Below are 13894 nucleotides of genomic sequence, written 5' to 3'. Positions count from 1 at the left end.
CGACGGAAGCGGACATAAACCGAGTTCCATTTGCCGTAGCGCTCGTGCATGTCGCGCCAGGGGCAGCCGACCCGCAGCACGTGAAGCATCCCATTAAGGAAGAGCCGGTTATCGCCCGCCGGCCGCGCCCAGCGACCACGTTCAGGCGGCAGCAGCGGTCCAATCATCTCACACTCCGCGTCCGACAAGTCCCCGCGACCCATGACTGCTCCCCAAAAAGCACTCTTGAATCAGAACGAGGCCCGTTTGGGAACCCCTTTTGTCAACACGACCTAAACCCCCAGGCAGCCCGGTCAGCAGCCAACCCTTGCTGTTGCCGTTGCCGGCCATTCCAGCCGGTAGGTGACCAGAAAGCCATCATGATCGGACAGCAACGGGCCGCTATCGCCGCCGTCGAACATGGCTTCGACCCGGATCGGTCGAACCGACACCAGCGATCCGCTCCAGAAGAACTGCAGATCCTGCGTGTCCATCCATGGCGCATCGCCATCCCAGGACAGGCGGACATCGCAGCCTGAGGCCGGGTCGGCGCAAAGGCGGTGGACCAGCAGGAGCGATTGGTAGCGGGAGAAACTCTCCCACCGTTCCTCCGAGCTTCGCATGTTGAAGTCGCCGCCGAAGATCAACGGGTGGCTTTGGTCATAGCTTTGCTCGATGAAACGCGATGCTTCCAGCACCTGCCGCTCATGGGCTGCCAGATGCCGTCGCGGCGGCGCGCGGGACGCCCGGCGGGCATTCATATGCGTATTGTAGAGATCGACCGGGGTCGGCACGCCGGGGATCTGGATACGCGCCTGCACGATTCCCTTGTTGGCGAGGCAGTCGAACCCGGCACAGGAGCGGCGACCATAGGCGCGCTGGTCGTTGTGGATGATCGGATAGCGCGATGCGATGGCAAGGCCGCTGCCAAGCAGGTGAAGGCCAAGCTCTCCACGCTTTGCCTTCGCTTTGCCCGGTAGCGGCTCCGTCACCGGATCTTGCGGCCGGGTGGTTCGGCGGGGTCCGGCGACCAAGGCTGGATAGCCCGCCGCGTCGACGGCTTTCTTGGCCGCGCCGCTGAACATCTCCTGAAACATGACGATGTCCGGGGCTGTTCCGGCCGCGCGCATGGCCGACAGTCTTTCGCCGATCTCCGCCAGTTTCCGCGCCCGGCCTTTGCGTGCGGGCCAGCCCAGACCTTCGATATTATAGGTCAGGACGCTCAGCATGGTACTGGCCGTTCGCCCGTCTGGCGAGACGGTGACCTGGGGCGGGGTGGCCGCGCTACAGGCCATGATGCGGGACGGCGGTTCCACGGCGCAGCCAGCCAGACCGAGGGTCAGGGCCGCGACCGCCACTATCCGTCGAAATCCCCTGCCGCCTTGGCGCAGGGAGAGGCAAGTGATCATGCAGGTTCCAAAAATCTCGCCGCTATCCTGTCATTCCGCGTGCAACGTCCATCGCATAGGTGCCGTTCCCGCCGCAATGCGGAGGCGCTTGCCAAATATGTGAAGTTCACACCGTCGCAGGCCCAGCATTTGTGCGGGGGACGGACGGGTGGCGTGAACTTCGCAATAGGAGAATTTTTGCGAAGTGCGGGGTGGCGTGCTTGGGCACGCGGGGGGATCAGGGGGGTGGACCGGGAGAAAGAGCCGGGCGAGCATGGCATAGGTTGGGGGATGTAGGACAGGGGGATAGGTTTGGCTGGGTCTAGACAGGCTTTATGAGGGAGCTATGCTGGAACGGCTGTCCCTCAGCTTCAGTGTGGTCAAGCCGTTGCCTATTGCATCAATAGGGCCAGCGATGTAGCCATCAACCATGACCAAGGCGTTATCACCATTCAGCCTTCCGTGTGATGTTGGGGCCATATACCAAGGTGATGCTCTAGAATTGATCGATCAAATTCCTGATCAATCGGTGAGCCTTGTCCTCTCTTCGCCGCCATACAATATCGGAAAGTCATACGAACGCGGCATGTTCAAATCGCTCGACGCCTATCGAGATTGGATGGACGCTCTCATCAGCAAACTTTTAGATAAGGTAAAACCTAATGGCCATATCTGTTGGCAGGTAGGAAATTATGTGCGGGATGGTTCTTTGATCCCGCTCGACTATCTGTTTTTCCCAATGTTTGAAAAGCGGGGCTGCTTGCTACGAAACCGGATCATTTGGCGATACAATTTTGGATTGCACGCGCAACGTCGTTTTTCTGGCCGATATGAGACGCTTTTATGGTTTTCGCGTTCAGCGGATTACGAGTTTAATCTTGATCCCGTACGCGTCCCGCAGCTCTATCCCGGCAAGCGGCACTCGAAAGGTAAAGGCGAACGTGCAGGCCAGCCAAGTGGAAATCCGCTAGGTAAAAACCCCTCCGACTTTTGGGAGTTTGATCCGTCAATGGCTTTCGATGGGAAGCCCGTCTGGGATATTCCAAATGTGAAGGCCAATCATCCTGAGAAAACTGATCACCCTTGTCAGTTTCCGAATGAACTTGCCGATCGTTGCATTTTGGCCATGACCGCTGAGGGGGATATGGTGTTGGATCCGTTTGCGGGGGCTGGAACGACCGTAGTGTGCGCAGAAAGTCGCGGCCGCATAGGTATCGGGTTTGAACTTGATGCGGACTATACTCAGCAAGCCAATCAGAGACTATCGCTTGCTAGAAATGGAGAATTGCCAATTCGTCATTCTGGTATAGGGCCAAAACAGCCGAAGTCAGGAGAGCGAGTTTCTACTGTGCCGGAAGAATGGCTGCTACAGGCATCGGAGTAAGCATTTATGGCCGGGGGCAAGGTAAAACCGAAGAAAAAGCAACGTAAGCTGACCCCTGAAGAACGAAAGCGCCGTCGGCATCAAAGGTCACAGATCGACCGAGTTCGGGGTATTTTTGGTCGGACCGGGTTTGTACGCGTTCCTGACATTTCGGATAAAGAGTTCACATTCTCAGGTAGGACAGGCGACGTGGATGACGTTTTCGTGCGCGAAAACATCATCGTGTGCACCGAATATACGATTTCTACGGGCGAAAAGCTTGGAGACCATATAAAGGGAAAAGTTCACCTTTTCCAACGTATGCACGAAGAACCGCAAAAATGCATCGCGTTTCTATTCGAAAAATTCCCTACTTTAAGATCAGTGGTATCGAATAAATACCATGATAGTCATCTCCGGCTTCGAATATTATATTGCTCGAATGACGAGGTTAATTCACAGCATAAAGCGTTGACGAGCGAGACTATATTCTTGTGGGGTGCTACCGTAGAATATTTCAGAGTTCTGACTAGCACCCTTAGATTGTCCGCGCGGCATGAAATGTTGCAATTTCTTCGTTTGGATCACGGCGAAATTGGTGTGAATGGTGCGCTTCCGGATGGCCAAGAGGAAAAGAAGTTTGAAGGGTCGCTGTTGCCGGTGGCCCACTCCAATTTTCCGACGGGTTATAAGGTCGTCTCGTTCTACGTGACACCTGGCACACTTTTGGATCGTGCGTATGTTCTCCGAAAAGATGGATGGCGACAAAGCGACGGGTTATACCAACGCCTGATTGACAAGAAGAAAATTGATCAAATCCGACTGCATTTAAAGCGAGAGAAGCGAGTTTTTGCGAACAACGTTATCGTAACTCTACCTGAGGGAACGAGACTAGATAAGGATGGGAAGGAGGTTAATCCGGAAAAGATTGATCGCACCACCTCGGTCATGGTCAAGATCCCTAATCGATCTAACTCGATCGGTATTGTTGACGGACAGCATCGTATTTTTTCATATTTTGAGGATGCAAAGGACGACCCGGATATCTCTGAATTTCGGGCTCGGCAGAACCTTCTGGCTACGGGAGTGATATATCCGGAGGGAACGTCAGACGCTGATCGAGAACGATTTGAGGCAGGGCTATTTCTTGAAATCAATGCGAATCAAAATTCGGCAAAAACAAGCCTCAAGCAAGCCATTAAGGTCATTACTGAGCCTTATTCGGACGATTCCATAGGCAAAAGGCTCGTTACGCGCCTTGGAAAAATTACGCCTTTGGAGGGCCTTATTGAGCGGCATGCCTTCGAAAAGGGCGTTCTCCCTACGTCATCGATGGTATCTTTTGCGCTCGCACAACTGATTCGAATTGGAGGCGATGAGTCTCTACTGAATCACTGGTCCTCTCCAAAAAAAGCAGATGTTCTCGCGAAAAGCGACAACTTGGCATTGATCGAATACGTCGAATTTTGCGCCACTCAACTCTCTATTTTTCTCAGTGCGGCTAAGGCATGCTTGCCCGCCAGTTCTTGGGCGATCAAGAAGAATGAGGGGGCAGGAGTTCTCGCCACCGTATCGGTAAACGGATTGATTATCCTGTTCAGAAAAGTTGTGAAGTCAGAGGGGCTATCTGATTTTGAAGGGTACAAAGAAAAGCTTAAAGAACTGGGCAATTTTGACTTTCACGGTTACCATTCGAGTCACTACAATCGGATGGCTAACGATATGCTCGATAAGGTATATGGGAAGTAAAAATAATTTTACATAATATCTGTGGGTTGGTCGATATCTCAAAAATTGTCGATAGATGACTACGTGCCCTAACTGCATATGTATTGGCTCCAGTCTCTGTAGAACAAATTATGATTCAATGAACGAGGATTGCTTGGCACTTCGTGGCTCAGTTGGCTAATCTCAGCATGGTTCAACAAGCCATTCATATGCGTACCTCGTTACGGACGTTGAACGAGCTACCGAAATCGGTAAGTCGATTTACTACCATGAATAACGCAATAGAGCGCACGCCGGCCACGCTCCACCCACCAACAAAAACGGCCGACCCGTTCCCGGATCGGCCGTTCTTTCAAACCCCGCGCAATGCGCCCGGCCTCACGCCGCTTGCGCGGCCTCTTCGCTCGCGGGCAGGCGGATCAGATAGTCGAACGCCGACAAGCCTGCCGTTGAGCCTGCGCCCATGGCGATGACGATCTGCTTGTAGGGGACCGTCGTGCAGTCGCCTGCGGCAAACACGCCGGGGACGCTGGTTTCGCTGCGGGCGTCGATTTCGATTTCGCCGCGGGGGGACAAAGCGACCGCATCCTTCAACCATTCGGTGTTGGGGACGAGGCCGATCTGGACGAAGATGCCTTCCAGCGCGACGTCATGTTCGATGCCGCTGTTGCGGTCCTTGTAGGACAGGCCGGTGACGCGGTCGCCATCGCCATCCACCTTGGTCGTGAGCGCCGAGGTGATGATCTTGACGTTGGGCAGGCTGGCGAGCTTGCGCTGCAGCACCGCGTCGGCGCGGAGCTGGCTGTCAAATTCGATCAGCGTCACATGGGCAACGATACCGGCGAGGTCGATCGCGGCTTCGACGCCGCTATTGCCGCCGCCGATCACCGCGACGCGCTTGCCCTTGTAGAGCGGGCCATCGCAATGCGGGCAATAGGCGACGCCCTTGTTGCGATATTCCTCTTCGCCGGGCACGCCCATCTGCCGCCAGCGCGCGCCGGTGGAGAGGATGAGGGTGCGGCCCTTTAGCGAGGCGCCATTTTCCAGCACGACTTCATGATAGCCGCCTTCGGTGCGGGCGGGGATCAGCTTCGCCGCCTTTTGCAGGTTCATGATCTCGACGTCATAATCCTTGACGTGCGCTTCCATGGCGGAGGCGAGCTTTGGCCCTTCGGTGCGCGAGACGGAGATGAAATTTTCGATATCCATCGTGTCGAGCACCTGGCCGCCGAAGCGTTCGGCCGCGACGCCGGTGCGGATGCCCTTGCGCGCGGTGTAGATGGCCGCCGCTGCGCCAGCAGGACCGCCGCCGACGATGAGGACTTCGAAGGGTTCCTGGGCCTTGATCTTGTCGGCGGCGCGGGTGGCGGCGCCGCTGTCGATCTTGGCGACGATCTGTTCCAGTTCCATCCGGCCGCTGGCGAAGGGTTCGCCGTTCAGGAACACGGTGGGGACGGCCATGACCTTGCGGCTGTCGACCTCATCCTTGAACAGCGCGCCGTCGATGGCGACGTGACTGATGCGGGGGTTGAGGACGCTCATGAGGTTGAGCGCCTGCACCACGTCGGGGCAGTTCTGGCAGGAGAGCGAGAAATAGGTTTCGAAGGCGAAGTCGCCGTCGATGTCCTTGATCTGCTGGATCAAGTCCTGCGCCGCCTTTGACGGGTGGCCGCCGACTTGCAGCAGGGCGAGGACCAGCGAGGTAAATTCATGGCCCATCGGCAGGCCCGCGAAGCGCACGCCGATGTCGGTGCCTGCGCGGCGGATCATGAAGCTGGGGACGCGCTTGTCGATGCCGGTAACCACGGTCACCTTGTCCGACAGTTCGGCGATGTCGCCCAGCAATTCGCCCAGTTCGCGCGACTTTGCGCCTTCATCCAGCGAAGCCACCAGCTCGATCGGCTGAGTGATGTTCGCCAGATAGCCTTTCAGCTGTCCTTTGAGATTTGCGTCCAACATCGTGCCTTGCTCCGTTGCATGAAAGCGGGCCGCCGCCGCATTTGAGGGAGGGGGGCGTGCGGCGGCCCTTCGGGGGATGGTGCGACCCAAAGACCCCGATGAGAATAGGATGACGGTTTAGATAGCGTTGAAGGGTCCGCCGGGTTCCGTGCCCTTTGGGGCAACCCGGCGGCCGTTCAGGGCAGCGCGACCGATGGGGCCGCGCTGCGGGTCGTTTTTAGATCTTGCCGACGAGGTCGAGCGAAGGGGCGAGGGTGGTTTCGCCTTCTTCCCACTTGGCGGGGCAGACTTCACCGGGATGGGCGGCGACATATTGTGCAGCCTTCACCTTGCGGAGCAGTTCGGTCGCGTTGCGGCCGACGCCTTCCGAAGTGATTTCCATGAACTGGATCACGCCTTCGGGATCGACCAGGAAGGTCGCGCGGTCGGCAAGGCCAACGCCCGGACGCATCACGTCGAAATTGTTGGTGATCTGGCCCGACTGGTCACCCAGCATATAATAGTTGATCTTGCCGATGGCGGGCGAGGTGTCGTGCCAGGCCTTGTGGCTGAAATGCGTGTCGGTCGAGACCGAATAGACTTCGACGTTCAGCGACTGGAGGGTCGGGTAGATGCCGGCCAGATCTTCCAGTTCGGTGGGGCAGACGAAGGTGAAGTCGGCGGGGTAGAAGAAGAAGATCGCCCACTTGCCCTTCACGTCGGCATCGGTGACGTCGACGAACTTGCCTTCCTTATAGGCGGTCGCTGCGAACGGCTTGATGGTGGTGTTGATGAGAGCCATGGGCTGTCCAGTTCCTTATGTGGGTTGCTGTTGCCTGACCCATGTAGGGGAGGGGGCGAGTCGAGGGAAATTGGTTTTCTCGGATGGGGTGAGTGAGAAAAGCGATCACAGCCGATCGGATTGATCGACCCACTCACCGCGCCATTGGCCCAGCGCCAGCATCATCGCGCGTTCGACCATGGCCTGTGCCTCCTCCGCCGAGAAGGTCGAGGGATCGAGGCAGAGTTCGAGCCAGAGGCCATCGACGAGCGCGGTCAGGCTGATCGCGGCGAGCCGGGCGCGGGGGGGCGGCATTTCCGGCACGGCGGCGCGCAGCAGGGTTTCGAGCTGGGCGCGGGTGGCGGCATAGACTTGCGCATGGACGGCGGCGATGGCGGGATCGCTTTTGACAAGGCTCCAGAAGGCGATCCAGGTGGCGAGCAGGTCCGGGTCCAATATGGGCGCGCGGAAATTGGCCTGGAGGCAGGCTCGCAGCCGGTCGCGCGGGTCATCGCCGGCCTCGTCCACTGCCTGATCGAGCGCGGCGGAGACGGTTGCGCCGACATCGAGATAGGTGGCGAGGATGAGCGCGTTCACGCCCTCGAAATAATGGGTGAGGAGGCCCGACGATACGCCCGCCTGCGCGCAGATCGCGCGGACGGAGGTTCCGCCGACGCCCTTTTCCGCGAGGCAGCGGGCGGTCGCTTCGATTAGTGCCTGACGCCGGACGTCGGGCGTTTCCCGGACGAATTTCGCCCTGGGTCGTTGCATCATGCTGTTCGTCATATCGTCCCCCGATCTGCGTGTTTGGCGATAGACGGCAGCGCTGGCAAGGCGACGTCTTAGGCACAGAGGGATCGAATGTGCCGTTTCGCGACTTGTTCGTCCCGATAGCCAAGGAGATGGACCGATGACCTGCCGCCTTTCGCCGCGCTTTATGCTGCCGCTGCTGCTGGCTGGCGCGCTGCTGACCGGATGTGGTCCTGGTGCTGATATCGACAATGGCGCGAATGCCACGGCCAGCGTGCCGACGGTCGAGACGATCGAGGATAGCGATGCGATCAATAGCGCGGATGGCCCGGCTGGGCGCTTGCCGACCGATGACTGGATCGGCCGCTGGACCGGGCCGGAAGGGCTGTTCCTCGACATACAGCCCGCACCTGACGGGAAGCCCGGCAGCTATGCGTTGACCAACAAGGATACTCTCGACCGGCAGGGCGATTATGTCGGCATGGCTGAGGGGGCGATGATCCGCTTTACGCGCGATGGGAAGGAACTGACGATCCGGCCGGGCACGGGGGCGGAGACGGGGTTCAAATATCTCGCCGACAAGACCGATTGCCTTATCGTGGTGGCCGGGCAGGAAGGTTATTGCCGATAGGCGGTGAGGCGCGCGGTCCATGGCAAGGTCAGCGCATCGAACTGCGCTGCGCGACGGGCGGTGATGGCGAGGATGGCGATCGCCGCGATGAGGTTGACGGGGATCAGGGTAAGGTCCGACACCGTCCGGCCGAACAGCGGCGCGAGCCAGGCATAAGCGAGCCATGTCGGCTCCCACCGCAACGTGCCGCGTTCGCGTATGTCGGCTGCGACAAAGGCTATGGCGACGCCGAGCAACACATGGTCGTAATCCAGCACATAGGGCGTGCAGAGCAGGGCCGCGCTGAGGGCGGCCGCGCCGCGCAAGGCCATGCTCCCCCGGCGCGCAATCAGTGCTGCGGCGATGATGGCGCAGATGGTAACCACCGCCTGCACCCCATAGGCGAGGGGGATTGATCCGCCCCATTGGCGGATGGCGGCGAAGGGGCTTTGAATCTTTTCCCAGCCCGTAGCGCCCGCTTCGACGATGATATGGCGGGTCAGCGGCAGGGAATCGATGAACGCCTGCCACACCGCCCAACCCCATATCGCCCATGTCAGCAGGCACAGCGCGAAGACGGTCAGGCTCGCCGCGATGAAGGCGCGCAGATTGCCACGCGCCAGGATGAGGACGGGGATCAGCACGGCGAATTGCGGTTTATAGACCAGCGCCCCCAACAGGATTCCGGCCACCCAGGGGCGCCTATCGAGCAGCAGCATCCCGCCGCCGAGCAGGCTGGCCGTGAGGAAGGCATTTTGCCCATGGCCAAGGCAGATCAGCACCACAGGCGCACCCAATGCGATCAGCCAGGCATCGCGTTCGGCAGGAAGGATATGTTTGACCAGCAGCAAGGTGAGCGAGAGCGTTGCGCCCTGCCAGATCAGCAATGCCGCGACATAGGGAAGTTGCGCCAGCAAGGTGGCAATGATGAGAAAGGGTGGCGGATAATGCCAGCCATAGAAGGGAATGGCCGGGTCATGATGCACCTGTCGCTGCACATCATGCTGGATCGTCCAGTCCCATGCCTCCGCAGCGCGGCCATGATCGGCCATCCAGCCAGCGGTCCAGACATTGGAGAAGTCGGTGCCAAGCGGCCGCCCCAGCGAATCCACCGTGCCGTGCGCGCCTGCGAACAGGAAAAGCAGGCCAAGGACGGTGGCCGCCAGCATGAAGCAGGCCACCAGCCGCGTCCGCGCGCGCGTGACCCATTGGTCGGTAAGGGAGAGGGCGGCCATGGCGGCCACCCTTGCAGATGCGGCTGAAATTTTGGTAAATGGCGCGATAAGGGCCAGATCGTGGGGAAATGATCGACCGGCATATTGAAAAGGACTTGGCGGCCTTGCCTCTTGCCTCTATCGGCGCATGGCTCTAGGGCATTGCCTTAACGGTTATTCACAACCACCAACGATACCAGTCAAGAAGGACCACTCATGAGTGAGACCGCGGATCGCGTAAAGAAAATCGTCGTCGAGCATCTGGGCGTTGAAGCCGACAAGGTGACCGAGGATGCAAGCTTCATCGACGATCTGGGCGCTGACAGCCTCGACATCGTTGAGCTGGTCATGGCGTTCGAAGAAGAATTCGGCGTCGAAATCCCCGACGATGCGGCCGAGAAGATCGCCACCGTCAAGGATGCCATCGATTATATCGACAGCAAGCAGTAAGGCGTTTCGCGGCCCGCAGATGCGGGCCGCCTTTCGTGTTAGGAAATGGCTCCTCCTGTCCGGTAACCCCGGAGCGCGGGGAGCTTTTTCGTATCTGATGCAGCGTTTGCAGGCCGGATCGGCCAGACCTACATTGCGTCAAAGAGACTATTTCGGAGCAAATATATGCGTCGCGTCGTCGTAACCGGCCTTGGCATGGTCAGCCCGCTTGGCGGGGATGTGGAAACCACATGGAAGAACATCATCGCGTCCAAATCCGGCGCGGCGACCATCACGCGGTTCGACCCGACCGACTATAAGTGCCGCATTGCGTGCGAAGTGAAGCCCAAAGAGCATGAATATGGCTTTGACCCCTATTTGGAGGTGGATCATAAGATCCAGCGCCAGGTCGACCTGTTCATCGTCTTCGGCATTGCCGCCGCGAGCGAGGCGCTGCGCGATGCGGGCCTGCTGAACATGACCGAAGAAGAGCGGCTGCGCGCCGGTTGCTCGATCGGGTCGGGCATCGGCGGGCTGCCGGGCATCGAAAGCGAATCGCTGGTGCTGGCGGCCAAGGGGCCGAGCCGGGTCAGTCCGCATTTCGTCCATGGCCGCCTGATCAACCTGATCTCCGGCCAGGTCAGCATCAAATATGGCCTGATGGGGCCGAACCATGCCGTCGTCACCGCCTGTTCGACCGGCGCCCACTCGATCGGCGACGCCGCGCGGATGATCGCGATGGACGATGCCGACGTCATGCTGGCGGGCGGCGCGGAAAGCGCGATCTGCCCGATCGGCATCGCCGGTTTCTCGCAGGCGCGGGCGCTCTCGACCAATTTCAACGATGATCCGACGCGCGCGAGCCGTCCCTATGACGTCAACCGCGACGGCTTCGTCATGGGCGAAGGCGCGGGCGTCGTCGTGCTGGAAGAATATGAGCGGGCCAAGGCACGCGGCGCGAAAATCTATGCCGAAGTGCTGGGCTATGGCCTGTCGGGCGATGCCTATCATGTCACCGCCCCGCATCCGGAAGGCTCCGGCGCATTCCGTTCGATGCAGATGGCGCTCAAGAAATCGGGCCTTAGCCTGGAAGACATCGACTATGTGAATGCGCATGGCACATCGACGCCAATGGGCGACGAACTGGAACTGGGCGCGGTGCGCCGCCTGTTCGGCGACCAGATCGGCGCGATGTCGATGAGTTCGACCAAGTCGGCGATCGGCCATCTTCTGGGTGGCGCGGGCGCGGTGGAAAGCATCTTCTGCATCCTCGCCATGCGCGATGGCATCGTGCCGCCGACGCTGAACCTGGATGAGCCGAGCGAAAGCTGCAAGGGGGTCGATCTCGTCCCCCATGTCGCCAAGGAGCGCAAGGTGCGCGCCGTGCTGAACAATTCGTTCGGCTTTGGTGGCACCAATGCTTCGCTCATCATGAAGGCGATCTGAACTGGACCCCGGCTTTCGCCGGGGAACAGGGGAGCAATATGGCGAAGCGCAACCGCACTGGCCCGAAGCAACGACTGGGCTGTATCGTCCTGCTGATCGGCCTCGCCGTTGCGGCGTTCATCGCCTTTCGCTTCGTGGCGGGCTGGACCGAACAGGGGCCGGCGGCTCAGGATGTCAGCGTGGTTGTGCGCGACGGGGCGACGCTGTCCGATGCGGCGGTGCTGTTGAAACAGGCGGGCGCGGTGCGGTCGGCCGATGCGTTCCTGACGCGGGCCAAGATTTTCGGGGCGGGCAAGCCGATCAAGGCGGGGGAGTTCGTCATTCCCGCAGGTGCCAGCAACAGCGATATCCTGTCCATCCTGCAGGGTGGCAAGACGCTGACCCGCCTGATCACCATTCCCGAAGGCATGCCCTCCATATTGGTGCATGAGCGGTTGATGGCGAACGACCAACTGACCGGCGATATTCCCGTGCCGGAGGAGGGGAGCGTGCTGCCCGACAGCTATGCCTTCGACAAGGGTGAGCCGCGCGCGGCCGTATTGAAGCGCATGCAGGCGGCGATGGATGAGGCGCTGGCCAAATTATGGGCCGAACGCGCGCCCAATACGGTCGCCAAGACGCCCAAAGAGGCGATCATCCTGGCTAGCATCGTCGAGAAGGAAACCGCCGTTGCCGCCGAACGGCCGACGGTGGCGGGCGTCTATAGTAATCGCCTGCGCACCAATATGATGTTGCAGGCCGACCCGACGATCATCTACCCGATCACGCGCGGCAAGCCGCTGGGTCGGCGCATCCGCAAGTCGGAGATTGCCGACGTCAACGACTATAATACTTATGCCATGGTCGGCCTGCCCAAGGGGCCGATCGCCAATCCGGGGCGGCTGTCGATCCTGGCGGTGCTGCATCCGGCCGAGACGAAGGCGCTCTATTTCGTCGCGGACGGGAAGGGCGGGCATATCTTTGCCGACACCTATCAGCAGCATAATGAGAATGTGCGCAAATGGTTCGAAATCCGTCGCGCGCGCGGCGAGCTTTGAGGCGCGCGCGTCGATTGAAGGCAGGGCGCGATTGCCGTCCGGCTTCCTAATCCCCATAAGGATGGTTGCCGCCTGTGCGACAAGGCGGCCCTGATTGGGAGACGCACTGATGCTGGGAAGAACCGTACCGAATGTGACGCTCAAGACGCGGGTACGCGACGAAAGCGTCGAGGGGCCAAACCCCTATCGCTGGCAGGATGTGCAGACCGGCGACCTGTTCGCGGGCAAGCGCGCCGTCGTCTTTTCGCTGCCCGGCGCTTTTACGCCGACCTGTTCCACCGAGCAATGCCCGGCGTTCGAACGCTATTATGAGGATTTCAAGGCGGTCGGGGTCGATGATGTCTATTGCATCTCGGTCAACGATGCCTTCGTCATGTTCCAGTGGGGCAAGCAGCTTGGCCTCAAAAATGTGAAGCTGTTGCCCGATGGGTCGGGGGATTTCACCCGGCGCATGGGCATGTTGATCAAGAAGAACCATCTGGGCTTTGGCGACCGTAGCTGGCGCTATGCGATGGTGGTCGAAGACGGCAAGATCGTCGCCTGGTTCGAGGAACCGGGGATCAACGATAGCGGCGAAGATGAAGACCCTTATGGCGAAACCCAGCCCGAACCCGTGCTGGAATGGCTGAAGGCGCATCCGGCTGGTTGAGGCGGCCCCACCGGCCCCCATCATCGTCAGCGCGCTGATGGGGGCGGCGGACTTCGCCTGGGCGGACGGGTTGCGCCGCGCGCATTTTCCGCCTGAGCGCAATGTCCTGTCCGCGCATATCACGCTGTTCCATCATCTGCCGCCCTCGGTGTTGGGGGAGGTGAGCGATCGGCTCAAGGCCTTGTGTCGCGGACCGGCACCGGTTGCGCGGTTGAGCGAGGTCATGATGCTGGGGCGAGGGGTGGCCTATCGTATCGACAGCCCGGAACTGGCGGCCATGCGCGACGAACTGGCGGAGGCGTTTACGGGGCTTCTGACGCCACAGGACCAAGCGCGGCCCCGGCTGCATGTGACCGTGCAGAACAAGGTTGCGCCGGCCGAGGCGAAGGCGCTGGCGGAGCAATTGCGCGCGGACTTTGTGCCACGCCCCTTCGCGATCGCCGGGCTGGCGGCGTGGCATTATCGCGGGGGGCCTTGGGAATTGGCGGTGAAGGCCAGTTTTCGGGGGTAGGGGTGCCGCGCTTTTGATGGCGTGACACCCCTCCGTCTGGCCTTTGGCCAGCCACCTCCCCTACCAGGGGA

At 60.0% G+C, this 13894-nt stretch carries 14 protein-coding genes; 8 read left to right on the top strand and 6 right to left on the bottom strand.

Annotated features, from left to right (window positions below; all coding sequences use genetic code 11):
- Positions 1-203, bottom strand: a 203-nt coding sequence (locus tag J2W40_RS07045) for a transposase (RefSeq protein ID WP_310223031.1), incomplete at its 3' end; no start/stop codon positions are given.
- A 90-nt stretch (positions 204-293) separates the two neighbouring features.
- On the bottom strand, positions 294-1388 hold the full coding sequence (locus J2W40_RS07040; protein ID WP_409050349.1) for an endonuclease/exonuclease/phosphatase family protein: 1095 nt from the start codon (positions 1386-1388) through the stop codon (positions 294-296).
- A 409-nt stretch (positions 1389-1797) separates the two neighbouring features.
- Here J2W40_RS07040 and J2W40_RS07035 point away from each other — a divergent pair, with 409 nt between their 5' ends.
- Both J2W40_RS07035 and J2W40_RS07030 read left to right on the top strand, forming a co-directional pair.
- Positions 1798-2751, top strand: a complete 954-nt coding sequence (locus tag J2W40_RS07035) for a DNA-methyltransferase (RefSeq protein WP_310223030.1) — start codon at positions 1798-1800, stop codon at positions 2749-2751.
- Between the two features lie 6 nt (positions 2752-2757).
- Positions 2758-4479 carry a DGQHR domain-containing protein gene (locus J2W40_RS07030; RefSeq protein ID WP_310223028.1) on the top strand — a complete coding sequence of 574 codons (1722 nt, stop codon included), beginning with the start codon at positions 2758-2760 and terminating at the stop codon, positions 4477-4479.
- A gap of 357 nt (positions 4480-4836) precedes the next feature.
- Here the strand turns inward: J2W40_RS07030 and ahpF are convergent, their stop codons facing one another.
- The 3 genes from ahpF to betI form a co-directional block, all read right to left on the bottom strand.
- The gene (gene ahpF, locus J2W40_RS07025) at positions 4837-6417 is read right to left on the bottom strand and encodes an alkyl hydroperoxide reductase subunit F (RefSeq protein ID WP_310223026.1); all 1581 of its coding nucleotides are present in this window, start codon (positions 6415-6417) and stop codon (positions 4837-4839) included.
- Between the two features lie 217 nt (positions 6418-6634).
- Complete coding sequence (gene ahpC, locus J2W40_RS07020) at positions 6635-7198, bottom strand: alkyl hydroperoxide reductase subunit C (RefSeq protein WP_069066515.1); 564 nt, start codon at positions 7196-7198, stop codon at positions 6635-6637.
- A gap of 105 nt (positions 7199-7303) precedes the next feature.
- Complete coding sequence (gene betI, locus J2W40_RS07015; RefSeq protein WP_310223023.1) at positions 7304-7951, bottom strand: transcriptional regulator BetI; 648 nt, start codon at positions 7949-7951, stop codon at positions 7304-7306.
- A 136-nt stretch (positions 7952-8087) separates the two neighbouring features.
- Here betI and J2W40_RS07010 point away from each other — a divergent pair, with 136 nt between their 5' ends.
- On the top strand, positions 8088-8558 hold the full coding sequence (locus J2W40_RS07010) for a hypothetical protein (RefSeq protein WP_310223021.1): 471 nt from the start codon (positions 8088-8090) through the stop codon (positions 8556-8558).
- On the opposite strand, the gene J2W40_RS07005 is transcribed toward J2W40_RS07010, so the two are convergent.
- Positions 8546-9772: a glycosyltransferase family 87 protein gene (locus J2W40_RS07005; RefSeq protein ID WP_310223019.1), complete on the bottom strand. Its 1227-nt coding sequence runs from the start codon at positions 9770-9772 to the stop codon at positions 8546-8548. The two genes, J2W40_RS07010 and J2W40_RS07005, sit on opposite strands and share 13 nt — an antisense overlap.
- Positions 9773-9967: 195 nt before the next feature.
- On the opposite strand from J2W40_RS07005, the gene J2W40_RS07000 reads away from it, so the two are divergent.
- The 5 genes from J2W40_RS07000 (at position 9968) to J2W40_RS06980 (ending at position 13823) form a co-directional block, all read left to right on the top strand.
- On the top strand, positions 9968-10201 hold the full coding sequence (locus J2W40_RS07000; protein WP_310223017.1) for an acyl carrier protein: 234 nt from the start codon (positions 9968-9970) through the stop codon (positions 10199-10201).
- Between the two features lie 165 nt (positions 10202-10366).
- Positions 10367-11626: a beta-ketoacyl-ACP synthase II gene (fabF, locus tag J2W40_RS06995; protein WP_043155159.1), complete on the top strand. Its 1260-nt coding sequence runs from the start codon at positions 10367-10369 to the stop codon at positions 11624-11626.
- A 38-nt stretch (positions 11627-11664) separates the two neighbouring features.
- A complete protein-coding gene (gene mltG / locus J2W40_RS06990) occupies positions 11665-12663 on the top strand; it encodes an endolytic transglycosylase MltG (protein WP_310223013.1) in 999 nt (332 codons plus the stop codon).
- A gap of 109 nt (positions 12664-12772) precedes the next feature.
- Entirely contained in the window at positions 12773-13312 is a 540-nt protein-coding gene (locus tag J2W40_RS06985) for a peroxiredoxin (protein WP_310223011.1), read from the top strand.
- Between the two features lie 37 nt (positions 13313-13349).
- Positions 13350-13823 (top strand): 2'-5' RNA ligase family protein, encoded by a 474-nt coding sequence (locus J2W40_RS06980; RefSeq protein WP_310223009.1) that lies wholly within the window; start codon positions 13350-13352, stop codon positions 13821-13823.
- The last annotated feature ends 71 nt before the right edge of the window (positions 13824-13894 follow it).

It is taken from the genome of Sphingobium xenophagum (assembly GCF_031457465.1).
In the GTDB taxonomy this organism is placed as follows: domain Bacteria; phylum Pseudomonadota; class Alphaproteobacteria; order Sphingomonadales; family Sphingomonadaceae; genus Sphingobium; species Sphingobium xenophagum_A.
Note: the sequence above shows the minus strand (reverse complement) of the source record. Positions and strands in the feature narration are given on the sequence as shown.